Origin of the sequence: uncultured Stenotrophomonas sp. (genome assembly GCF_963519125.1) — a bacterium.
Taxonomy (GTDB): Bacteria; Pseudomonadota; Gammaproteobacteria; order Xanthomonadales; family Xanthomonadaceae; genus Stenotrophomonas.
In genome coordinates, this window is record NZ_CAUQLJ010000004.1 from 101,969 (window position 1) to 122,698 (window position 20,730).

Below are 20,730 nucleotides of genomic sequence, written 5' to 3' on the forward strand. Positions count from 1 at the left end.
GGGCTCAGGCGCGGTCGAACAGGTAGTGGGCGACCATCCATTGCTGTCCCTGCTGGTAGCCGAACAGTTCGGCGCAGGCCATCCAGAACATGCGCCAGCGCTGGAACCACAGCGCGGCGGCAGCATCGCCGTAGCCGGCGCGCAGCACCGCCATCACCGCGTCGCGGTTCTGGTCCTGGCGCTCAAGCCAGTGGTTGGCGGTGCGCTCGTAGTGGGTGCCATCGACCAGCCAGCGCTGCTGCAGGCGCAGGTGCTGCTGGAAGTGCAGCAGGGTGTCGGCCGCCGGCATCAGGCCGCCGGTGAAGAAGTGGCGCCCCATCCAGTTGTCGTCGCCTTCGGTTTCGAACGGGTACATCAGGGTGCGGTGGACGAAGATGTGCACGAACAGCTTGCCGTCCGGGCGCAGCCACTGCTGGATGCGTTGCATCAGCCGTGCGTAGTTGCGCATGTGCTCGAACATCTCGATCGACACGCAACGGTCGAAGCTGCCCGGGTCCAGCACCAGCTGGTTCACGTCGCGGGTCAGCACGGTGACGTTCTTCAGTCCGCGCGCGCGGCACTGCGCCATGATGTATTCGCGCTGGCTGTTGGAGTTGGACACGGCGGTGATGCGCGCGCCGGGCAGGCGCTCAGCCATCCACAGTGTCAGCGAGCCCCAGCCGCAGCCCAGTTCCAGGATGTCCTGGCCGTCGGCGAGCTGGGCGCGTTCGCCGTACAGCGACAACATCGCTTCTTCCGCCTGGTCCAGGGTTTCGCGGCCGGTGGGGTAGTAGCAACTGCTGTACTTGAGGCGGGCGCCCAGACAGTCCTGGAAGAACGCGGCCGGAACCTCGTAATGCTGGCGGTTGGCAGCGTCTACGTGCAATGCCACCGGGCTGCGTGACAAGCCGACGATGCGTTCGGAAAAGCGTTGCGCTTGCGCCTCCACGCTACCCGCGCTTTCCTCGCGCAGGCGCGCTTCGCACTGGCGGCGAATGCCCAGCCGCAGCAATGCGTCCGGCAGCAGGCCACGCTCGGCCAGGCCGGTCAGCCCGGGTGCGTAGTCCGGCAGCGGCAGTGATTCACGGGCGACATTCACGGGTTGGACTCCTTGGGAAACCAGGGGAACAGCATCGGGGTGCTGCGCTGATAGGCGCGGTAATCCTCGCCACGGCTGCGCAGCGCCTGCGCCTCGGTGAACGGAATGCCGCTCACCCAGCGCAGGAACACGTACATCACCAGCGGCCCGGACCAGGCCAGCCACCACAGCGGCGAATGCACCGCCAGCAGCACGTAGGTGAACCAGTGCAGCCACTCGAAGAAGTAGTTGGGGTGGCGCGAATACCGCCACAGACCGTCACGGCAGGTCTTGCCCTTGTTGGCCGGGTTGGCCCGGAAGCGCGCCAGCTGGCGGTCGGCAAGCGATTCGCCGCCGACGCTGATCAGCCACATCGCGACTGCCGCGATGATCCAGCCCAGGGGAAGCGCCGCGCTTTGCGACACGGCCACGAACGGCAGCGCGAACAGGACGATCAGCAGCGCCTGGAACTGGAAGAAGCCGAAGATCTTGCCCTGGTGTCCGTGCCAGTGCTTACGCAGGTGCTGGTAACGGCCGTCCTCGTCTTCGCTGCGCACGCGCGCCCACAGGTGCAGGGCCAAGCGGGATCCCCACAGCCCGCCCAGCACGGCCAATGCGATGCGTGGTGCCGGTGCGCCTTCGCCCAGCAGTGCAAGCAGCAGTGCCGACGCGCCTACGCCCTTGGCCCAGAGCACGTCGACCACGCCGATGTTCTGGTGACGGCGCTGCCACCACCAGCCCCAGCTCATGATGACGGCGGCATACAGCCAGACCCAAAGGAGGTTGATCATGCGTGTGCTCCGTTGCTGTTGCCGGTGACGGGTGACGCGGTGCGCTGCCAGTGCCGCGCGCAGACCGCCAGCAGCGGCAGTGCCACTGCCCAGCCTGCCGCGAGCAGCGCCACGCCGTGCCACGACGGCGCGGGGAAACTCACGGATGACCAGCCGCGGGCCGCTGACAGATACGCCAGCGGTGCCAGCAGGCCCAGTACGGCTGCCAGCCATACGCGGCGCTGCAGAACCTGCAGCGAAACGGTAAGGGTCATGGCGAACGCGGCCCACAGTGCCAGGATCCATACCGGCGCCACGGCTGCGGCGGGCCATGCCGCGGCATACACCACCCGCCCCGAGGCGCCGGCAATGCCGTCAACGACCAGCCCACAGAGCACCGCCATCAGCAGCACCTTCAGATCGACCCCGGGCCGCGCCGACATCGCCAGCTGGCTGGCTATGTAAGCGACTGCGGCCAACAGTGCCGGCCAACGCAGCCCGTGCCCGGCGCCGATCACCGCGCACAGCCAGACCAGCTGGTTGCCGATGACGTTGGCCCAGAAGTTGCGCATGTCAGTGCGTTCCCGGGATGTCGGCCGGACGGTAGCCGGGGCGGGCGAACAGCAGCTGCGAGACGCCGATGGAGCGCTCCAGGAAGCCGCCTTCGCAGTACGCCAGGTAGAACTCCCACAGGCGGATGAAACGCTCGTCGAACCCCTGTGCGCGCACCGCCGGCAGCTGCGACAGGAACCGGCGACGCCATGCACGCAGGGTGAGCGCGTAGGACTGGCCGAAGTCGTGCTGGCCGATCAACTGCAGGTCGCTGCTGCGGGTTTTGGCGGTCATCATCGCCTGCAGCGAAGGAATGAAGCTGCCGGGAAACACGAAGCGCTTGATGTAGTCCACGCTGCCCAGCGCCTGCTGGTAGCGATGGTCTTCGATGGTGATGGCCTGCAGCAGGGCCAGCCCTTCGGGCTTCAGCAGGCGGCCGAGCGTGGCGAAGTAGGTGTCCAGGTACTGCGCGCCGATCGCTTCGATCATCTCGATGGAGACCAGCTTGTCGTACTGGCCGTCCAGGTCGCGGTAGTCCTTCAGCAGCACGGCCACCTTGTCCTGCAGTCCCGCCCTGGCCACCCGCTCGGTGGCCAGGGCGTACTGCTCCCTGGAGATGGTGGTGGTGGTGACGTGGCAACCATGGTGAAGGGCGGCATACACCGCGAATCCGCCCCACCCAGTGCCGATTTCGATCACGCGGTCGCCGGGCTTGAGCTGCAGCTGTTCGCAGATGCGGGCCAGCTTGCGTCGCGAGGCGGCTTCGAGCGTGTCGCCGGGTTCGGAATACAGCGCCGAGGAATACATCAGGTCACTGGAGAGGAACAGCGAGAAGAACGCGTTGCCCAGGTCGTAATGCGCGGCGATGTTGCGGCGGCTGCCTTCGCGGGTGTTGCGACGCAGATGGTTCCAGCCCTGCAGCAGCCAGCCACCGAACCGCGCCGGGCCCCGCTCCATCCCATCCAGCAGCGCGCGATTGCCCACCAGCAGCTGCACCAGCGCGACCAGGTTGTCGCAGCGCCAGTGCCCGGCGATGTACGCCTCGCCCGCGCCCACGCTGCCCTGCGCCGCCACTGCGCGGTAGAACGCCGGGTTGTCCACCCATACGGTGACCTGCAGCGGAGCCTCGACATCACCCAGGGAGACATCGCCGAGCGCGTCGCGCAGGTGCAGCCGCCCGCCCTGCAGGGGTGCCAGCTGCGCGAGCAGGCGACGGCGCAGGAAGGCTTCCAGTGCGCTGGGCTGGGGCAGCGCCAGCGGTTGGGTCATGTCGTTCATGGGGTCTTTCCAGCAATGGAAGGATGGTCGTGTACCGGGTTGCGCTTGAGCCACAGGCGCAGCGCCTGCCAGTGGATGGCAGCCACCACCTGCACGGTCATCAGCGGGTAGCGCAGCAGCACGCGGGCCAGGCCGGGGCCGTCGAGCGGATGGCGCTGCAGCGCCAGGTCGGCGTCGAACTGGCGCTCGCCGTCGCGCCACACCTGCATGTGCACGTGCAGGTCGGTGCCGGGGGCGGTGAAGCGCCAGCGGTATTCGCAGTCCATCTGCATGAATGGGGAGACGTGGAAGCGCTTGTCGAAGGTCCAGGCCAGCGCGCGGCCGTGTACGTCGGCCTTGCTCACCGGCAACACGTAGGCGTGGCGCTCCTTCCACGGCGTGTTGGTGATCTCGGCCACGATGCAGTCCAGCGTGCTGCCGTCGGTGTCATAGCAGTAATAGAAACTGACCGGGTTGAATACGTGACCGCCGTAGCGAAGGTGGGTCAGCAGCCGGATCGGTCCGGCCGGTGCGCGGCCCAGTGCATCGGTGATCCGCGCACGCACCGCGTCAGCCAGCGGCTGTTCGGGATTTCCAAGGTAGTCACTGCGGCGGAACTCGGCCAGGTTGCGGCGCCCGACCGACCAGAACCAGCGGTGCTTGAACACCTCATCGATCTCATCCAGGTCCAGCAGCAGCTGCGCCACCGGGTAGTCGAATGCATGCGCCTGCGGCGCATGCCGACGGTGCTGCATGCGACCACGGTAGAGGGCGCTGGCACTCATGCGGGCAGGCCCTGCGACAACGGCCAATAGGCTTCGGCATCGAGCAGGTGCAGCGCGTCCGCCACCCGGCACGCGCTGCGGATGCCGTCTTCGTGAAAGCCCCAGCCCCAGTACGCACCGGCGAACCAGGTACGACGACGCCCCTGCACTTCAGACCAGCGCGCCTGTGCACGCACCATTTCATGGTCGTGTACCGGATGTGAGTAGTGCAGGGTGCGCAGGATCTTGTCCGGCGCGATCGCGGCGGTGCGGTTGAGCGTGACCACCAGCGGGCTGGGGGTGTCGATGCCCTGCAGGTCGTTCATGTAGTAGCTGACCGAACACGGCGCCATCGGATCGCGCGGCACGTGCGCATTCCAGGCCGCCCAGGCCTTGCGGTTGCGCGGCAGCAGGCTGGCGTCGGTATGCAGCACTACTTCGTTGGGCTGGTAGCGAATCGCGCCGAGCACGCTGCGCTCGATGGGGTCGGCGTCGGACAACAGCGCCAGCGCCTGGTCGCTGTGGCAGGCCAGCACCACCTGGTCGAAGCCTTCCAGGCCCTCTGCGGTGAGCACGCGCACGCCGTGTTCGTGCCGTTCTATCCCCAGCACCCGCGATTCCAGTCGCTCACGTACCCGCCAGCGCCGACGCATCGCGTCCACGTAACGCGCCGAACCACCCGTGACCACCCGCCATTCCGGCCGTCCGCTCATCTGGAGCATCTGGTGGTTGGCCATGAACTGCACCAGATAGCGCGCCGGGAAGTGCGCCAGGCTCGCGATCGGTGCGGACCACAGGGCCGAGGCCATCGGCAGCAGGTGTTCCTGGATGAAGGCGCCGCCATAGCGGCCTGCGTCGAGGAACTCGCCCAGCGAAGGCCCTTCGGCGCCACTGTGCAGCAGCTTCGGCGCCTCGCGGTAGAAGCGGCGCAGGTCGCGCAGCATGCCCCAGAAGCGCAGTGAGGCCAGGTTGCGCCGCTGGCAGAACAGGGTGTCCAGCGAGGTGGCGTTGTACTCCACGCCGCTACGCTCGCTGTGCACCGAAAAGCTCATCGTGGTGGGTTGTGAAGCCACGCCCAGGTCGTCGAACAGCGCGGTCAGCAGCGGGTAGTTCTGCGGGTTGAACACGATGAAGCCCGTATCCACCGACTGCAGGCGCCCATCCACCTGCACCAGATGGGTGTGGGTGTGACCACCGAGGTAATCGTTTGCTTCGAACAGCGTTACTTCATGGCGCCGGCCCAGCCACCATGCGCTGGCCAACCCGGCGATGCCCGATCCGATCACTGCGATGCGCATGTCAGTGCTCCGCCTTGGCCAGCACGCAGGCCGGCACGGGTTTCAGGTCGCGCACCAGGCGCAGCGCGGCCATTGCGCGCAACCCGTACCAGGTGATGTCCACTTCCCACCAGTAGAAGCCCTGCCGAGCCGTGCCCGGGAAAAAGTGGTGGTTGTTGTGCCAGCCTTCGCCGAAGGTCAGCAGGGCCAGCCACAGGTTGTTGCGACTGTCGTCGCCGGTGGCGAAGCGCCGGCGCCCGAAGCGGTGCGCCAGCGAGTTGATCGTCACCGTGGCGTGGAACAGCACCACCGTGGAAATGAAGAAGCCCCAGACCAGCATCTGGCCGCCGCTGGTGCCCAGCCCCGGCGCTACCCGCTCCAGCAGCGCGCCCAGCCCGAACAGGGCGGCGGCCAGTGCCACCGGTACCAGCGTGTCGAAGCGGTCCAGCCAGCGCAGTTCCGGGTAGCGCACCAGATCAGGAATGCGCGCCCAGTCGGTGCGGAAGCCTTCAGCAGTGAGGAACCACCCCATGTGGCTCCACCAGAAGCCGTGCACGGTCGGGGAATGCGGGTCGGCCGCGGTTTCGGTATGGCGGTGATGGTTGCGGTGATGAGCGGCCCACCACAGCGGGCCGCGCTGCACGCTGGAGGCGCCGATCACCGCGAACACGAACTGCACCCCGCGCGAGGTGCGGAAGGTGCGATGGGCGAAGTAGCGGTGGTAGAACGCGGTGATCGCGAACATGCGCACGGCATACAGCGCCAGCGCCACGCCCACCGCGACCCAGGACACCCCCACCCAGATCACCGCGAGGCACGCCAGGTGCATGGCCACGAACGGGATCGCACGCAGCCAGTCCACGCGATTGCCGCCAGTGCCCGCCACCGGTTGCTCCGCGCCGGTATCGAACCAGCGCAGCACGGTGGCCCAGCGGCCGCGCGGGGCGCGGGCGGGTGTGTCGGGGGTGGAACGGGACTGCATGTCGCGCGTCTCCTGACTGGTTCATCAGGAGATACGCAGGCCCGCCGCGTTTGGATGCACCCCTTCCGAAATTAAATCCGGAAGGGTGTGGCTTACAGGTTGGCGATGTCGCCCTTGGCGATGATCGGGCCGGTCGGAATGCCCTGCGGCGCGCCGCCTGCCGGTTCCAGGGTGATGGCCAGCATCGAGCCGTTCACCAGCACATCACGCAGCGCCTCGGGCACCGCCACGGTGTGGGCGCGGTTGATCGAGACCAGGCCCAGCGAGCGCGGCGTGCCGCCGGCCGGGATCAGCCACAGCTCCGGCGCACGCCCTGCAGCATCGGCGGGCGCGGGCACCGGCACCATCAACACCTTGCCCTGGGCCTTGTCGACCGAGGCCAGCCAGCCAGGCGTGCCGTCGTCGTGCAGCAGCGGGGTGACCGGCTTGGTCGCCTGCTCCGGCTCGGCCGGGGTCGGTGCCGGGGTGACGGCCACCGGGGTAACCGGTGCGGGCGGCTGCAGCGGCTGGCGGTTGAACACTGCCACCAGCGCCAGGGCTGCGGCCAGGGCGGTCATGCCCTGCCAGAACCCGGTGCGCTGCCAGAGCTTGGGGGCCACCACTGCTGCCGGCCACCCGAGCGCGGTGCGGATGCGCGGCCATACATGCGCCGGCACTGCTTCGCTGCCGAACGCGTCCAGCAGCGGCGCCAGCCGGCTCTGCCACTGTTCGACCAGGCGGGCGAACCCCGGGTCCTGGGCGATGCGCTGTTCCAGCTGGCGGCGCTCGGCGGCGTCCTGCACGCCCAGCACATACTCGCCCGCCAGGATGTCGGCGCTGGGCGGCTGTTCGTCGTCGAATTCGTCGTGAAGGTCGCGGATGTTCATCGTTCCAGGCACACCCGCAGTTGGCCAAGGCCGCGCCGGATCCAGCTCTTGACCGAGCCCAGCGGCGAACCGATGCGGCGGGCCAGCTCTTCATAGCTGGAGCCGTCCAGGAACGCCGCGCGGATCAGCGCGCGGCGCTTGCTCTCAAGCGTTTCAAGGCACTGCGCCAGGCGCGCGCGGTCCGAAGACTGCTCGGCCGCCTGCGGTGGCTGGGCATCGCCATCGGGCAGGTCCTCGATCACCGAGAGGTCGTCCATCGCGCGCGGCGGTGCGGCGCGCAGGCGGTCGATTGCTCGATGGCGGGCGGTCATGGAAAGCCAGGTCATGGCCGAGGCCTTGGCAGGATCGAACTGCCCTGCCTTGTTCCAGACCGAGGTGAAGACTTCCTGCAGCACGTCTTCGGCGTCGTTGCGGTCGCGCAGCAGCTGCAGGCAGATCGCGAACAGGCGGCCGGACGCGAGCTGGTAGACCTGCTCGAACGCCTGGCGGTCACCACGGGCCACCTGGACCAGCAGCCCGTTGAGGCGTGCGGCTGCGGCGGTATCGGAAGCGTCCAACTCAGGCATCGAAAACTCGGTGTCGGCAGGGAGCGTGCCTGCATGGTCGTTGCTCTTTTGACTGGCTGCAAGAGGGTATTCAGCTGTCGCATGTCTTCACCAGATCCTGCCCCCTGGCCGTGGCAAGCTCGGCCGCAGTGGCGGCGGCAGGCGCACTGGGGAACTCCACGCGGACCTGCGGATAGCGGCCCTTGGCGTCGCGGACGTTGCCGGTGCCGGTGAACTGCAGAAGGCGTTGGTCGGCGTTGGCGTAGACCAAGGTGACCGCGGGTACTGCAAAGCCGAACCAGGCGTCCAGTTTCATCTGTAGTTGCTGGGCGGGCTGGCCCTGCCAGGTGGTTGCGCCGGTGCGCTGCAGTTTCAGCGGCACCAGGCGCTGGCGGCTTGGCAGCACGAACTGGAACGCGACTGGCTTGCCCTCACGCAGGGCGGCCCAGTGGCCGCGTACGGCTGCGTCGAAACCGGCGTCGACCACGGCATCGGGTGGGACCGTCAGCGTGCGGCTGACAGGCACGGCTGTCGCCGAGCTACGCAGGTACACCGTGCGCGCCGCGCCGCTGCCACGCACCCCTTCCTGATAACCGTCACGCCCATCTTCCAGGCTGAAGTCCGGCGTCTGCGCGCTCCCCTGAGGGGTCATCCATTTGCGCGCGAACGGCCGCCCATCGGCACAGCGGTACAGCACCAGACGCGACTGCGCGGAGGGCGGGCCCTGCAGCCAGTGGGTTTCGCGGTAGAGCAGCGTGTTCCCTTCGGCCGCGAACGCGCGCCCTTCCTGGCGCTGGATGGCTTCGGCACCGGCGAACAGCGGACACGGCAGCAGAAGCAGCCCGGCAGGAACTGTGAATGAGCGGCGCATGCCCGTTTCCAGAGGGAGGTCGTGGAGAGATACGGGGGAAGAGGCGCGGCGGATGCAGTGGCCGGGTAGACTCTCCCGGCCCCCCGCGACCCAAGAGACCTGATGCTGCCGTTCAACGTGTTCCAGTACCGTTCGCGGGCACCAATCAGTTTGACTGCGTACGACGCTCTGGACCTTCTGGGAGCCTTGGCGTGACCACGGCCTTGGAGATCGCCGCCAACGTTACCGTGGCCGCGTCCATCCTGCTTGCCGGCCGCAACAGCGTCCACACCTGGTGGACGGGCATCATCGGCTGCAGCCTCTTTGCCTTGGTGTTCTACGAAGCCCGGCTGTACGCGGACGTGGTGCTGCAGGGTGTGTTCGTGGTCACAAGCGTGATCGGCTGGTGGCAGTGGCTGCGCGGCGATCATGGGCATGCCCTGCCCATTACCAACGTGCGCCTGCCGACGCTCGCCTGGATACTGCCGGCAGCGGTGCTGGCAAGCATCGGCTACGGGTGGCTGCTGCACACCTGGACCGATGCCTACGCGCCGTTCCTGGATTCAGCGATCCTCGTGCTCAGCGTTGTCGCGCAGCTGTTGATGATGCGCCGCAAGCTGCACTCGTGGTGGTTCTGGTTGATGGTCAACAGCGTGGCCGTGCCGCTGTATGCCACCCGCGGACTGCACCTGACCGCACTGCTCTACGTGGTGTTCTGGATCAACGCAGTGGTGTCACTGCGACACTGGCGGCGGTTGATGCGCGAACAGTCAGCGCCGGCTGAAGGGAACGACGCGCATGGCTGAACGCTTCGGCGCGGGATTGGTGGTTGGCAAGTTCAGCCCGTTGCATCGTGGCCACCAGGCACTGATCGACCATGCCGTGGCACGCTGCGAGCGTGTGCTGGTGCTGAGCTGGAGTGAGCCGGAATTCGACGGCTGCCACGCCGCACAGCGTGATGCGTGGCTGCACGCGCTGTACCCAACTCTTGAGCGGCTGGTACTGGACGATGCACGGCTGGCCGCCGAGTGTCTGCAGCGCAACCTGCCGGTGCGCCAACTGCCCACGAACCTGGACGATGACGCGGCACAGCGCGCGTTCGTGGCGTGGGTGTGCATCGACCTATGGGGCCTGCGGGTGGATGCGGTGTTCACCAGCGAGTCTTACGGCGACGGCTTTGCTGCGGCCCTGCAGGAGACGTTCAGTGCCGAGACCGGCGAGCACTGGCCTGTGGCGCACGTGTGCCTGGACCTGACGCGCTCCCTCATTCCTATTTCGGGCACCGCACTTCGGCGCGATCCGCACGCGTTGCGCGGATTTCTCGATCCACGTGTGTACGCGGGCTTCGTCGGCAGGATTGGCCTTCTGGGTGGAGAATCCACTGGCAAGAGCACGCTTGCCGCTGCATTGGCCGCGCATCTGCAGACCCAGTGGGTACCGGAGTTCGGGCGCGAGCATTGGGAGGCATGCCAGGGAGCGCTGGGTTACGACGACCTCCTGCACATCGCCGACGTACAGGTAGCCCGCGAAGACGCGATGGCCTGCCATGCCAACCGCTGGCTTGTGTGCGACACCACCCCGCTGACCACACTCCTCTACTGCGAGGACATGTTCGGCCGCGCCGAGCCGGCACTGCACGCCCATGCGCAGCGACACTACGACATGCTGTTCCTTTGCGCGGCTGATTTCCCGTTCGTGCAGGACGGCACCCGCCGCGACGAAAGCTTCAGGCTGGCGCAGCAACGTGCCTACGTGGCGGCGCTGTCGGCACGGGGAATGCCGTTCACCCTCCTGGCGGGTTCGGTTGAAGCGCGCGTGTCGCGGGTAGTCCAGGCGCTGGATGAACTCAACGGCCCGTGACCACGAACGCGGGCTTGACGGCCTGAACAGGAGGCGTAGCATCTGTAGCAAGCCAAGGGACAGACCCGCGGCAGCCACAACGACATGAGGGATTCTCATGGAATACGACTACCTCGTCTTCATTGGGCGTTTCGAGCCCTTCCACAACGGCCATGCCGCCGTTGCCCGCCTGGCCCTGAGCCGGGCCCGCAAGCTGATCTTCCTGGTCGGTTCTGCCGATACCCCCCGCAGCCTCCGCAATCCCTGGACCGTGGCCGAGCGCGCCGTGATGATCCAGGCCGCCCTTGAGGGCGACGCCGCACGGCTGATCATCCGTCCGCTTCGCGATCACCTGTATAACGAGGCGCACTGGATTGCCGGCGTACAGCGGGCCGTGGCCGACGCGCTGCGTGCCGATGGTGCGACGGCGGATGCCAAGGTCGGGCTGGTGGGCATGGACAAGGATGCCTCGAGCTACTACCTGCGCGAGTTCCCGCAATGGCCGCTGGTGGATGTGCAGCACACCGAGACGCTGTCGGCCACGGAGCTGCGCCGCTACCTGTTCGAGTCCGGTGACCTGGACTTCCACGGCGCACTGCTGATGTTGCGCGGCAACGTCCCTGCACCGGTGTACGAAATGCTGGAAGCGTTCCGGAAGAGCGCTCCGGCGTACGGCCAGCTGGTAGCCGAGTACCGTTTCATCGAGCAGTACCGGGCCGCCTGGAAGGATGCGCCTTATGCGCCCACCTTTGTCACTACCGATGCGGTGGTCGTGCACTCCGGCCACGTTCTGCTGGTGCGTCGTCGCTCGGAGCCAGGCAAGGGGCTCTGGGCCTTGCCGGGCGGCTTCGTCGGCCAGCAACAGACGTTGCTCGACAGCTGCCTGCGTGAGCTGCGCGAAGAGACCCGCCTCAAGATCCCGCTGCCGGTGCTGAAGGGTTCATTGAAGGGCCAACAGGTCTTCGACCATCCCGATCGCAGCCAGCGCGGCCGCACCATCACCCACGCCTTCCACTTCGAGTTTGCCGCCGGGGAACTGCCGCCCGTACGCGGTGGCGATGACGCCGACAAGGCACGCTGGATCCCGGTAAGCGAGGCGCTGGACATGGGCCCGCAGCTGTACGAAGACCACCTGCACATCCTGGAGTTCTTCCTGGGCCGGGGCTGAACCCGACCCGTTCCATCGCCAGCGGATAGACCGCAGGCGCCACCCGACGCGAAGGAGCTTCCGTCATGCATTACCTCGATAATCTTCTCCTGAATACCGACAGCTACAAGGCCAGTCATTGGCTGCAGTATCCGCCGGGAACCGATGCCACCTTCTTCTACGTGGAATCGCGGGGCGGCCTTTACGACCGCACCGTCTTCTTCGGCCTGCAGGCGATTCTGAAGCAGTACCTGTCCAAGCCGATCACCCATGCCGAGGTCGACGCGGCGCGCGACCTCTTCCTCGCCCATGGACTCCCTTTCAACGAGGAAGGCTGGCGCTACATCGTCGACCAGCACCACGGTCTCATGCCGATCCGCATCCGGGCCGTACCCGAAGGCACCGTGGTTCCGGTGCACAACGCCTTGATGACGATCGAATCCACGGACCCGCAGGCGTTCTGGGTGCCGTCGTACCTGGAAACGATGCTGCTTCGCATCTGGTACCCCGTCACGGTGGCAACCACCAGCTGGCATGCCAAGCAGACCATCCGCCGCTTCCTGGACCTTACCAGTGACGATCCGGAGAGCCAGTTGCCATTCAAACTGCACGATTTCGGCAGCCGTGGGGTTTCGAGTGTCGAATCCGCCGCCATTGGTGGTGCAGCGCACCTGGTGAACTTCCAGGGTACCGACACCGTATCGGCCCTGCTGTTCGCCAAGGCGTTCTATCACGATCCCATGGCGGGGTATTCCATCCCCGCCGCCGAGCACAGCACGATTACCAGCTGGGGCCGCGAGAATGAGGTGGAGGCATACCGAAACATGCTGTCGAAGTTCGCCAAGCCGGGGGCTCTTGTCGCAGTGGTATCGGACAGCTATGACATCTACCACGCCATCCGCCAGCACTGGGGCAGCACCCTGCGCCAGCAGGTGATCGATTCGGGGGCCATGGTGGTCATCCGCCCGGACTCGGGCGATCCGGTTACCGTCGTCCTGCAGTGCCTGGAACTGCTGGATGAGGCGTTCGGGCACACGACGAGCGCAAAGGGCTACAAGGTGCTGAACCATGTGCGGGTGATCCAGGGCGACGGTGTGAACCCGGACAGTATCCGCGCCATTCTTGAGCACATCACCGCTGCCGGTTACGCGGCCGACAATGTTGCCTTCGGCATGGGCGGTGCGCTGCTGCAGCGGCTGGACCGCGACACACAGAAGTTCGCACTGAAGTGCTCGGCTGCCCGGGTGGACGGTCGCTGGATCGACGTCTACAAGGACCCGGTGACCGATAGCGGCAAGCAGAGCAAGCGTGGCCGCCTGCGTCTGCTGCGCCACCGCGAGTACGGGCAGTTCCGCACGGTATCGGTGCCGGCCGAGGCGGGCGCGACGGAAGACGTCAGCCTGCCACTCGGCTTCGAGGACGCGATGGTCACGGTCTGGGAGAACGGCCGTCTGATCCAGGATGACAACCTCACTGCGATCCGCCATCGGGCCGATGTCACGCGGCTCTAGACGCCAGACCTTGACCCCATCCCCCAATCGGCCTACCTTGTGCTCGCCGAAGGTATCCATCTCTTCATGCAGATGAAGGGATGGGTTTAAACGGGAATCCGGTGACGGTGCCTTGCGCACCCATTCCGGAGCTGCCCCGCAGCGGTGAATGGAAACGACACCTGCCAACAGCACTGGGCTTTACGGCCTGGGAAGCGGCAGGGAGTAGGTGGGCGTTCGCGCCCGTGTCCATCAGCCCGAATACCGGCCCCGGCCGGAGGACACGACCGTCCTCTGATTCGACCTGGAACGTCCGCGGGGAGGTTGCCGGGGCCTGACGCCTTGCATAGTGCAGGGCCCTGCCCCCGTGCGTCCGCTTCGTGGCATCCGGTTCGCCCGCGGGGGCGAAGGTCGCTGGCGGGGCGGGCACGGCAGCAATGGCGTGCGGGCCGCGCAGTTCCTTCGTTCCTCAATGCCTACGCAATGAGGATACGTTTCATGACCACTGTTACCAATCTGGGCTTCCCCCGCATCGGCGCCAAACGCGAGCTCAAGCGCGCGCTGGAAGCGTTCTGGTCGGGCCAAAGCAGCACTGCTTCACTGTTGGACACCGCCGCCGGCCTGCGGGCCACGCACTGGCAACTGCAGCGCGAAGCCGGGGTGGATGTGCCACCCAGCAACGACTTCAGCCTTTACGACCAGGTGCTGGATGCCGCGTTCCTGTTCGACGCCATTCCCGCCCGCTACCGCGCGCTGGCCGACGCCGACCCGCTCACCGGGTACTTCGCGATGGCGCGCGGCCTGCAGCGCGATGGCGTGGACCTGCACGCGCTGGAAATGACCAAGTGGTTCGATACCAACTATCACTACCTGGTCCCTGAGCTGCAGGCCGGCCAGGGCTTCGCGCTGCGGGGCGACAAGCCTCTGGCCGAGTACCGCCAGGCCAAGGCGCTGGGCATCGAAACCCGCCCCGTGCTGATTGGCCCGGTGACCTTCCTGCTGCTGTCCAAGACCGTGGATGGCAGCCCGGCGCTGGAACTGCTGGACGCGCTGCTGCCGGTGTATGTGGAGCTGCTGGGCCAGCTGCACGCGGCCGGTGCGCAGTGGGTGCAGCTGGACGAGCCCGCACTGGTGCAGGATCTCAGTGCTGAAGCGCGCGCCGCGTTCACCCACGCCTATGCGGTGCTGGCCGAAGCCAAGCGCCCCAAGGTGCTGGTTGCCACCTACTTTGGTGCGCTGGACGACAACCTGAAACTGGCCGCCTCGCTACCGGTGGATGGCCTGCACGTGGACCTGGTGCGTGCACCCGAACAGCTGGACGTGGTGATCAAGGCGCTGCCGGTCGGGCGCGTGCTCTCGGCCGGGCTGGTCAATGGCCGCAACATCTGGCGCACCCACCTGGACAACGCGCTGGTGCTCGCGCGCTACGCGCATGGGCAGCTGGGCAGTGACTGCCTGTGGCTGGCGCCGTCGTGTTCGCTGCTGCACACCCCCGTGGATCTGGACCACGAGAAGAAGCTCGACGACGAACTGCGTGGCTGGCTGGCGTTCTCGAAGCAGAAGCTCGGCGAACTGCGCGTGCTGGCCGACGCCATCGACGCCCCGGCGCGCGCCGAGGCCGCGCTGACGTTGTCGCGCGAGCGCATTGATTCGCGCCGGCGCTCGCCGCGCGTGCACAACCCCGCGGTAGGCGCACGACTTTCCGCACTGACTGCGGCAGATGCGCAACGCCACAGCCGCTATCCGCAGCGCCATCTGGCGCAGGCGGCTGCACTCAAGCTGCCGCGCTACCCCACCACCACGATTGGCTCATTCCCGCAGACGCTTGAAGTGCGGGAGGCGCGGGCACGCAACAAGTCCGGCACGCTTTCCGATGCAGACTACGATGCCTTCCTCGCAAGCCAGACCGAGCACTGTGTGCGCATCCAGGAACAGATCGGCTTGGACGTGCTGGTGCATGGCGAGTTCGAGCGCAACGACATGGTGGAGTATTTCGGCGAGCAGCTGGAAGGCTTCGCGTTCACCAAGAATGGCTGGGTGCAGAGCTATGGCTCGCGCTGCGTGAAGCCGCCGGTGATCTATGGCGACGTGAGCCGCCCGCAGCCGATGACGGTGCGCTGGTCGCAATACGCGCAGTCCCTGACCGACCGCCCGATGAAGGGCATGCTGACCGGTCCGGTGACGGTGCTGCAGTGGTCGTTCGTGCGCGACGACCAGGCGCGTGCTGATACGTGCCGACAGATCGCGCTGGCACTTCGCGATGAGGTGCTGGACCTGGAAGCGGCTGGTATCGGCGTGATCCAGATCGACGAACCGGCGATCCGCGAAGGCCTGCCGCTGCGGCGCGCGCAGTGGCGCGAGTACCTGGACTGGGCGGTGGAAGCGTTCCGGATCAGTGCCAGTGGCGTGCGTGATGCGACCCAGATCCACACCCACATGTGCTACTCCGAGTTCAACGACATCATCCTCTCGGTGGCGGCGATGGACGCCGATGTGATCTCCATCGAAACCTCGCGCTCGCGCATGGAGCTGCTGGATGCGTTCGTGAAGTTCCAGTATCCCAACGAGATCGGGCCGGGCGTGTACGACATCCATTCCCCGCGCGTGCCGGACAAGGAAGAAATGCTGTCGCTGCTGCGCAAGGCCGCCGAGGTGCTGCGGCCGGAGCAGATCTGGGTGAATCCGGACTGCGGGTTGAAGACCCGTGGCTGGAAGGAAACCCGGGCTGCGCTGGAAGCGCTGGTGGCTGCCGCGCGGCAGTTGCGGGATGAGACGGCGGACGCGAACGCGGCCTGACGCGGAGTCCGGTTCAGGGGTGTCCGCTACACTGGGACACCCCACCCCGCATGACGCCTGACATGAGCCAATTCCCCGCTGACGTTGCCCTGGTCGTGATCGATCTGCAGCCCGACTTCATGCCAGGCGGCGCGTTGCCCTGCGTGGACGGCGACGAGATCGTGCCGGGCATTGCCGCGGTGCTGGCCCAGCGCCAGTACCGCACGGTGGTGGCAACGCAGGACTGGCACCCGGCGGATCACGCCTCGTATGCCAGCCAGCAACCGGGCCAGCTGCCGTTCGAAACCATTCTGCTGCACGCGCAGCCGCAGACGCTGTGGCCGGACCATTGCGTGCAGGGCACGCCGGGCGCGGTGCTGCATCCGGGAGTGGACTGGACCCCTGCAGACCTGATCCTGCGCAAGGGCATGCGGCGCGAGGTGGACTCGTACAGCGCGTTCCGCGAGAACCATGGGCCAGACGGTAATCGCCCGCCCACTGGTTTGGCCGGGTGGCTGCACGAGCGCGGCATCCGCGAGGTGCATGTGTGTGGGTTGGCTCGCGACTATTGCGTGCTGTGGAGTGCACAGGATGCGGTGAAGTCCGGGTTCCGGGTGAAGTTTCTGTGGGACCTGACCCGGCCGGTGACCGATGCCAATGACGGGATGGTGCGTGAGGCGCTGGCCAAGGCGAAGATTGCGATTGCCTGACTGGCACGTGTGACCCAGCGAGGCGTGGGACACGCATGGCGTGTCGCTACGCGTCGTGCGCGTGACGCGGCGGCATGCATCGCGCGCGTGGTCCGGCGACGCGCGGCGCATGCATCCCGCGTAGTGACACGCCACGCGTGTCATCGCGGTGCCGGACCGAAGCAAGCGCACTGTCGGCCGTTAACGACACTATCCGATACGCACTCATCAGAATTCTTCAGAAATCCAATGGGCGTTGAACCGTTGATTCTGCGAACTGTGTATCGCTAGAAGCGCATCTCCACCCAAGATCTGGCTCACTTGCGACGCACCATAGACCCAGCGAATCGATACCTCGCTATCCTTAGGAAATGCCAACTTCTCTGTCATTGAGCAGCTGTGCATCGTGTGGTCTCGGGCTTGATATCCCCTAGCTAAACCACTGCAAATGCGAAGTTCTGCGTCGGGAGGGTGGCGAATACAACACCTCCTGGGAATAAGTCACGCCGATGGTTTAGCGGATATCAACCTCCCGACTCCCTCGTCGCCGACGAGGGGGCACTTCCGATGGAGTAGCCGCATGAGCCGTTCAACGATGGATCCAACCACCGATCCCACTCAACAAGTAGGCATCGGCTGGTATCAGCCCAAGAGCATTCGTGTTTCCGCCCTGCAGCACCCGGCGGGCAACATCCTGCCACCAGGACTCTTCATTCCCCGCTTGCAGCTGTGCGGGGTCTGGCTCGAACGACTGGGCCTGAAGACCGGCCACCGCGTAATGGTGGAAACCTCTCCCGGCCGCGTAACTCTCATCCTGGATGAAACACCAGTACCGCTCCCCTACCGCTATCGCAAGCACGAGCCAAAGAAGAAGCGCTCACGCAAAGCGGATCAGGAACGGTAGAGCCGGGCCCTGCCCGGCTGGCCCCACGTAGCGCCGGGCTCTGCCCGGCCGCTTCTACGCCATGAACACCAACCGCAGCGCGAATCCGATCAGCAGCACGCCCATCACCCGCTCGAACCAGTGGCTGGTACTCAGGAACTTCTGCCGCACGGCTGCGGTTGAGAATGCGACGCTGACCAGCACAAACCAAGCGGCGTTGACCAGGCACATCCATGCGCCGTAGAGCAGCTGAATGGGCAATGGCGTCTGCGCGCTGACGATCGTGGTGAACACCGCGAGGAAGAACAAGGTTGCCTTGGGGTTCGTCGCATTGGTCATGAAGCCGATGACGAATGCCTGCCTTGGGCTTTGCGCTGCCTCGGGCTTTCCGTCGGTGACAGCAGCACCCGCACTGCCCGGTTTGCTGGCGAGGAACTTCACGCCCAGGTAGAAGATGTACGCGGCGCCGAGCCATTTGGCTGCGGTCATCAGCCATGGCGTTGTGTGCAACAGGGCGCCTACGCCGATCAGGGTGTAGATCACGTGGACCGAGATGCCCGCACCGATGCCGAGGGAGGTGTAGATACCGGCCTTGCGGCCGAAGCGGACGCTTTGGCGGACGGCTACGGCGAAGTCCGGGCCGGGGGCTACTACGGCGAGGAAGTGGATGACGGCGAGGCTTAGGAATTCTGCCCAGTAGGGTGCGAGCACGAGGTGGTCCGTTTGGTCCGGGTGGGCCTGTTGTTGCTGGGAGCCGGCCGGCGGCCGGCACTACCGGGGGATTCTCGGTGAATTTTGGGTGGTGTGTGTTGTCGCGTGACGTTCGGACATCGTGAGGGCCGGCCAACGGCCGGCGCTACCGGATGGCGGTTCTCAGGACAGTGTCGGATCAGGCTGTTTAGCGGAATACGACGGTGCGGTGGCCGTTGAGGATGATGCGGTGCTCTACGTGGCGGCGTACGGCGCGAGCGAGCACCTGCGATTCGGTGTCGCTGCCCAGGCGCACCAGATCGCGTGGGGTCATGGCGTGATCGACCCGCGCGACGTCCTGCTCGATGATCGGGCCTTCGTCGAGATCCGAGGTGACGTAATGTGCCGTCGCGCCGATGATCTTGACCCCGCGTGCGTGCGCCTGGTGATACGGCTGGGCGCCTTTGAAGCTGGGCAGGAAGCTGTGGTGGATGTTGATGGCACGGCCGGCCAGCGCTTGGCACAGCTGCGGTGACAGGATCTGCATATAGCGGGCGAGGACCACCAAGTCGATCTGCTCGCGCTCGACCAGGTCGATGATCTGCTGTTCCTGCACGGCACGGTTGTCGGCATTGACCGGCAGGTGGTGGAACGGGATGCCATAGGAGCCTGCCAGGGCGCCGAAGTCTTCGTGGTTGGAGGCGACGGCAGCGATGTCTACGTGCAGCTGGCGGCTGTGCGCGCGGAACAGCAGGTCATTGAGGCAATGTCCCTGCTTGCTCACCAGCACCAGCAGGCGGGCACGGCGGCGGGCGTCGTGCAGTTGCCAGTCCATGTTGAAGTCAGAGGCCAGGCCTGCCATCCGGTTCTGGATGGTTTCGATGGGCTGGCCGGGATCGCGGTCGAAATGCACGCGCAGGAAGAATCGGCCGCTCTCGTCATCACCGAACTGCTGCGCATCGAGGATGTTGCAGCCCTGCTCAAACAGCAGGCCGGAGACGCGGTAGACGATCCCGGTACGGTCCGGGCATGAGAGGGTGAGGATGGAATCGGGGCGCATGGGTCGAGTCTAGTGGACCTGCGCCGCAAGGAGCAGCGTTGCTGTCAGTTGAAACCTTCCTGCGTGCGCGCGGGCAACGCCCGACCAACGGTCGGGCGCTACCGAGTCAGTTACGCAGCAGGCGCATTGAACACGCCGCGTGCTTCGCGCGGTTCGCAGCGCAGGTACTGCGGCGCGGGGGTGATGGAGTCACCCAGCGCAGCGGCGGCGTGCCACGGCCAGCGCGGTTCGTAAAGGATGCCGCGGGCCAGCGCGACGGCGTCGGCGTGGTTGTGGCGCAGGATCGACTCGGCCTGGGCCGGGTCGGTGATCAGGCCCACGGCGATCACCGGCATGCGCACCTTGGCCTTGAGGGCCGCAGCGAAAGGCACCTGGTAGCCCGGCTCCAGCGTGATCTTCTGGCGCGGGTCGAGCCCGCCGCTGGAGACATGCAGGAACTGGCAGCCGCGCATGTCCAGGATCTGCGCAAGGGTGCTGCTCTGTTCGATATCCCAACCGCCGGCCACCCAGTCGCTGGCGGAGATGCGCACGCCGACGCTGATACGGTCGGAGACGGCTTCGCGCACGGCGTCGAACACGCGTACCAGCAGCCGCATGCGGTTTTCGAGCGAGCCGCCGTACTCGTCCTGGCGCTGGTTGCTGAGCGGCGACAGGAACTGGTGCAGCAGGTAGCCGTGCGCGGCGTGCAGTTCGATCAGGTCCAGACCAGCGCGTTCGGCGCGGCGGGCGGCGGTGACGAAGGCTTCGACAACGGCATCGATGCCGGCGGTGTCCAGTTCGGTGGGCGCGGGGTCGGCCTTGTTGAAGGGCAGCGCCGAGGGTGCGACCGGGGTCCAGCCGTTCGGGTCGGAGGCCGGGATCTGGCCGCCGCCGTCCCACGGACGTGCCGAGGAGGCTTTGCGGCCGGCGTGGGCGAGCTGCACGCCCAGCGGCATCGGCGACCATTGCTTCACCGAGGCGATCACCGAGGTGAGGGCGGCTTCGGTGGCGTCATCCCACAGGCCGAGGTCGGCCCAGCTGATGCGGCCTTCGGGCAGGACGGCGGTGGCTTCGAGGATCAGCAGGCCGGCGCCGGACTGGGCGAGCTGGCCGAGGTGCTGGCGGTGCCAGTCGTTGGCCAGGCCGTCGGTGCAGGAGTACTGGCACATCGGGGCGATGACGATGCGGTTGGACAGTTGGAGCGGTCCGAAGGATACAGGGGAGAAGAGCTGGCTCACGGGCGGGCGACTCGGGGGAG

Annotated in this window: 20 protein-coding genes and 1 riboswitch; of the genes, 7 read left to right on the top strand and 13 right to left on the bottom strand. The window is 66.6% G+C overall.

Annotation, left to right across the window (positions count from 1 at the left end; translation table 11 throughout):
* Window positions 1-4: 4 nt before the first annotated feature.
* The 10 genes from RYM47_RS04640 to RYM47_RS04685 form a co-directional block, all read right to left on the bottom strand.
* Window positions 5-1,078 carry a cyclopropane-fatty-acyl-phospholipid synthase family protein gene (locus RYM47_RS04640; RefSeq protein WP_315386386.1) on the bottom strand — a complete coding sequence of 358 codons (1,074 nt, stop codon included), beginning with the start codon at window positions 1,076-1,078 and terminating at the stop codon, window positions 5-7.
* Window positions 1,075-1,848 (bottom strand): DUF1295 domain-containing protein, encoded by a 774-nt coding sequence (locus RYM47_RS04645; RefSeq protein WP_315386387.1) that lies wholly within the window; start codon window positions 1,846-1,848, stop codon window positions 1,075-1,077. The genes RYM47_RS04640 and RYM47_RS04645 overlap by 4 nt, the downstream gene beginning before the upstream one ends.
* Window positions 1,845-2,399, bottom strand: coding sequence for a DUF2878 domain-containing protein (locus RYM47_RS04650; protein WP_315386388.1), 555 nt, complete (start codon window positions 2,397-2,399; stop codon window positions 1,845-1,847). The genes RYM47_RS04645 and RYM47_RS04650 overlap by 4 nt, the downstream gene beginning before the upstream one ends.
* 1 nt (window position 2,400) lies before the next feature.
* A complete protein-coding gene (locus tag RYM47_RS04655) occupies window positions 2,401-3,657 on the bottom strand; it encodes a cyclopropane-fatty-acyl-phospholipid synthase family protein (protein ID WP_315386389.1) in 1,257 nt (418 codons plus the stop codon).
* A complete protein-coding gene (locus RYM47_RS04660; RefSeq protein WP_315386390.1) occupies window positions 3,654-4,421 on the bottom strand; it encodes a DUF1365 domain-containing protein in 768 nt (255 codons plus the stop codon). The genes RYM47_RS04655 and RYM47_RS04660 overlap by 4 nt, the downstream gene beginning before the upstream one ends.
* Window positions 4,418-5,698 (bottom strand): FAD-dependent oxidoreductase, encoded by a 1,281-nt coding sequence (locus RYM47_RS04665; protein ID WP_315386391.1) that lies wholly within the window; start codon window positions 5,696-5,698, stop codon window positions 4,418-4,420. Before RYM47_RS04665 ends, RYM47_RS04660 begins: the two co-directional genes overlap by 4 nt.
* 1 nt (window position 5,699) lies before the next feature.
* Entirely contained in the window at window positions 5,700-6,599 is a 900-nt protein-coding gene (locus RYM47_RS04670) for an acyl-CoA desaturase (protein WP_315386515.1), read from the bottom strand.
* A 152-nt stretch (window positions 6,600-6,751) separates the two neighbouring features.
* The gene (locus tag RYM47_RS04675) at window positions 6,752-7,525 is read right to left on the bottom strand and encodes an anti-sigma factor (RefSeq protein ID WP_315386392.1); all 774 of its coding nucleotides are present in this window, start codon (window positions 7,523-7,525) and stop codon (window positions 6,752-6,754) included.
* Window positions 7,522-8,091 (bottom strand): sigma-70 family RNA polymerase sigma factor, encoded by a 570-nt coding sequence (locus tag RYM47_RS04680; protein WP_315386393.1) that lies wholly within the window; start codon window positions 8,089-8,091, stop codon window positions 7,522-7,524. The genes RYM47_RS04675 and RYM47_RS04680 overlap by 4 nt, the downstream gene beginning before the upstream one ends.
* A gap of 70 nt (window positions 8,092-8,161) precedes the next feature.
* Window positions 8,162-8,941, bottom strand: coding sequence for a hypothetical protein (locus RYM47_RS04685; RefSeq protein WP_315386394.1), 780 nt, complete (start codon window positions 8,939-8,941; stop codon window positions 8,162-8,164).
* Between the two features lie 191 nt (window positions 8,942-9,132).
* On the opposite strand from RYM47_RS04685, the gene pnuC reads away from it, so the two are divergent.
* The 7 genes from pnuC (at window position 9,133) to RYM47_RS04720 (ending at window position 17,764) form a co-directional block, all read left to right on the top strand.
* Window positions 9,133-9,726 (top strand): nicotinamide riboside transporter PnuC, encoded by a 594-nt coding sequence (pnuC, locus tag RYM47_RS04690; RefSeq protein ID WP_315386395.1) that lies wholly within the window; start codon window positions 9,133-9,135, stop codon window positions 9,724-9,726.
* Complete coding sequence (locus RYM47_RS04695) at window positions 9,719-10,780, top strand: AAA family ATPase (RefSeq protein ID WP_315386396.1); 1,062 nt, start codon at window positions 9,719-9,721, stop codon at window positions 10,778-10,780. The genes pnuC and RYM47_RS04695 overlap by 8 nt, the downstream gene beginning before the upstream one ends.
* 91 nt (window positions 10,781-10,871) lie before the next feature.
* Window positions 10,872-11,927 (top strand): bifunctional nicotinamide-nucleotide adenylyltransferase/Nudix hydroxylase, encoded by a 1,056-nt coding sequence (locus RYM47_RS04700; RefSeq protein ID WP_315386516.1) that lies wholly within the window; start codon window positions 10,872-10,874, stop codon window positions 11,925-11,927.
* A 65-nt stretch (window positions 11,928-11,992) separates the two neighbouring features.
* Window positions 11,993-13,417, top strand: a complete 1,425-nt coding sequence (locus RYM47_RS04705; protein WP_315386397.1) for a nicotinate phosphoribosyltransferase — start codon at window positions 11,993-11,995, stop codon at window positions 13,415-13,417.
* A 33-nt stretch (window positions 13,418-13,450) separates the two neighbouring features.
* Window positions 13,451-13,684: riboswitch (cobalamin riboswitch) on the top strand.
* Between the two features lie 210 nt (window positions 13,685-13,894).
* The gene (metE, locus tag RYM47_RS04710; RefSeq protein WP_315386398.1) at window positions 13,895-16,192 is read left to right on the top strand and encodes a 5-methyltetrahydropteroyltriglutamate--homocysteine S-methyltransferase; all 2,298 of its coding nucleotides are present in this window, start codon (window positions 13,895-13,897) and stop codon (window positions 16,190-16,192) included.
* 62 nt (window positions 16,193-16,254) lie between these two features.
* Complete coding sequence (locus RYM47_RS04715; RefSeq protein WP_315386399.1) at window positions 16,255-16,881, top strand: nicotinamidase; 627 nt, start codon at window positions 16,255-16,257, stop codon at window positions 16,879-16,881.
* Window positions 16,882-17,440: 559 nt separating this feature from the next.
* Window positions 17,441-17,764, top strand: coding sequence for a hypothetical protein (locus RYM47_RS04720; protein ID WP_315386400.1), 324 nt, complete (start codon window positions 17,441-17,443; stop codon window positions 17,762-17,764).
* Between the two features lie 54 nt (window positions 17,765-17,818).
* Here the strand turns inward: RYM47_RS04720 and RYM47_RS04725 are convergent, their stop codons facing one another.
* The 3 genes from RYM47_RS04725 to RYM47_RS04735 all read right to left on the bottom strand — a co-directional run bounded on the left by RYM47_RS04725 (window position 17,819) and on the right by RYM47_RS04735 (window position 20,710).
* Entirely contained in the window at window positions 17,819-18,454 is a 636-nt protein-coding gene (locus RYM47_RS04725) for a LysE family transporter (RefSeq protein WP_315386401.1), read from the bottom strand.
* A 187-nt stretch (window positions 18,455-18,641) separates the two neighbouring features.
* On the bottom strand, window positions 18,642-19,493 hold the full coding sequence (gene purU, locus RYM47_RS04730; protein WP_315386402.1) for a formyltetrahydrofolate deformylase: 852 nt from the start codon (window positions 19,491-19,493) through the stop codon (window positions 18,642-18,644).
* Window positions 19,494-19,603: 110 nt separating this feature from the next.
* The gene (locus RYM47_RS04735; protein ID WP_315386403.1) at window positions 19,604-20,710 is read right to left on the bottom strand and encodes an NADH:flavin oxidoreductase/NADH oxidase; all 1,107 of its coding nucleotides are present in this window, start codon (window positions 20,708-20,710) and stop codon (window positions 19,604-19,606) included.
* Window positions 20,711-20,730 lie beyond the last annotated feature (20 nt).

Excerpts from the sequence above, each read along its gene's own strand:
- RYM47_RS04695 (WP_315386396.1), top strand. The coding sequence starts at position 9,719 with ATGGCTGAACGCTTCGGCGCGGGATTGGTGGTTGGCAAGTTCAGCCCG.
- RYM47_RS04645 (WP_315386387.1), bottom strand. The coding sequence starts at position 1,848 with ATGATCAACCTCCTTTGGGTCTGGCTGTATGCCGCCGTCATCATGAGC.
- RYM47_RS04655 (WP_315386389.1), bottom strand. The coding sequence starts at position 3,657 with ATGAACGACATGACCCAACCGCTGGCGCTGCCCCAGCCCAGCGCACTG.
- RYM47_RS04680 (WP_315386393.1), bottom strand. The coding sequence starts at position 8,091 with ATGCCTGAGTTGGACGCTTCCGATACCGCCGCAGCCGCACGCCTCAAC.
- RYM47_RS04665 (WP_315386391.1), bottom strand. The coding sequence starts at position 5,698 with ATGCGCATCGCAGTGATCGGATCGGGCATCGCCGGGTTGGCCAGCGCA.
- RYM47_RS04705 (WP_315386397.1), top strand. The coding sequence starts at position 11,993 with ATGCATTACCTCGATAATCTTCTCCTGAATACCGACAGCTACAAGGCC.
- RYM47_RS04650 (WP_315386388.1), bottom strand. The coding sequence starts at position 2,399 with ATGCGCAACTTCTGGGCCAACGTCATCGGCAACCAGCTGGTCTGGCTG.
- RYM47_RS04675 (WP_315386392.1), bottom strand. The coding sequence starts at position 7,525 with ATGAACATCCGCGACCTTCACGACGAATTCGACGACGAACAGCCGCCC.
- metE (WP_315386398.1), top strand. The coding sequence starts at position 13,895 with ATGACCACTGTTACCAATCTGGGCTTCCCCCGCATCGGCGCCAAACGC.
- purU (WP_315386402.1), bottom strand. The coding sequence starts at position 19,493 with ATGCGCCCCGATTCCATCCTCACCCTCTCATGCCCGGACCGTACCGGG.
- RYM47_RS04720 (WP_315386400.1), top strand. The coding sequence starts at position 17,441 with ATGAGCCGTTCAACGATGGATCCAACCACCGATCCCACTCAACAAGTA.
- RYM47_RS04685 (WP_315386394.1), bottom strand. The coding sequence starts at position 8,941 with ATGCGCCGCTCATTCACAGTTCCTGCCGGGCTGCTTCTGCTGCCGTGT.
- RYM47_RS04715 (WP_315386399.1), top strand. The coding sequence starts at position 16,255 with ATGAGCCAATTCCCCGCTGACGTTGCCCTGGTCGTGATCGATCTGCAG.
- RYM47_RS04660 (WP_315386390.1), bottom strand. The coding sequence starts at position 4,421 with ATGAGTGCCAGCGCCCTCTACCGTGGTCGCATGCAGCACCGTCGGCAT.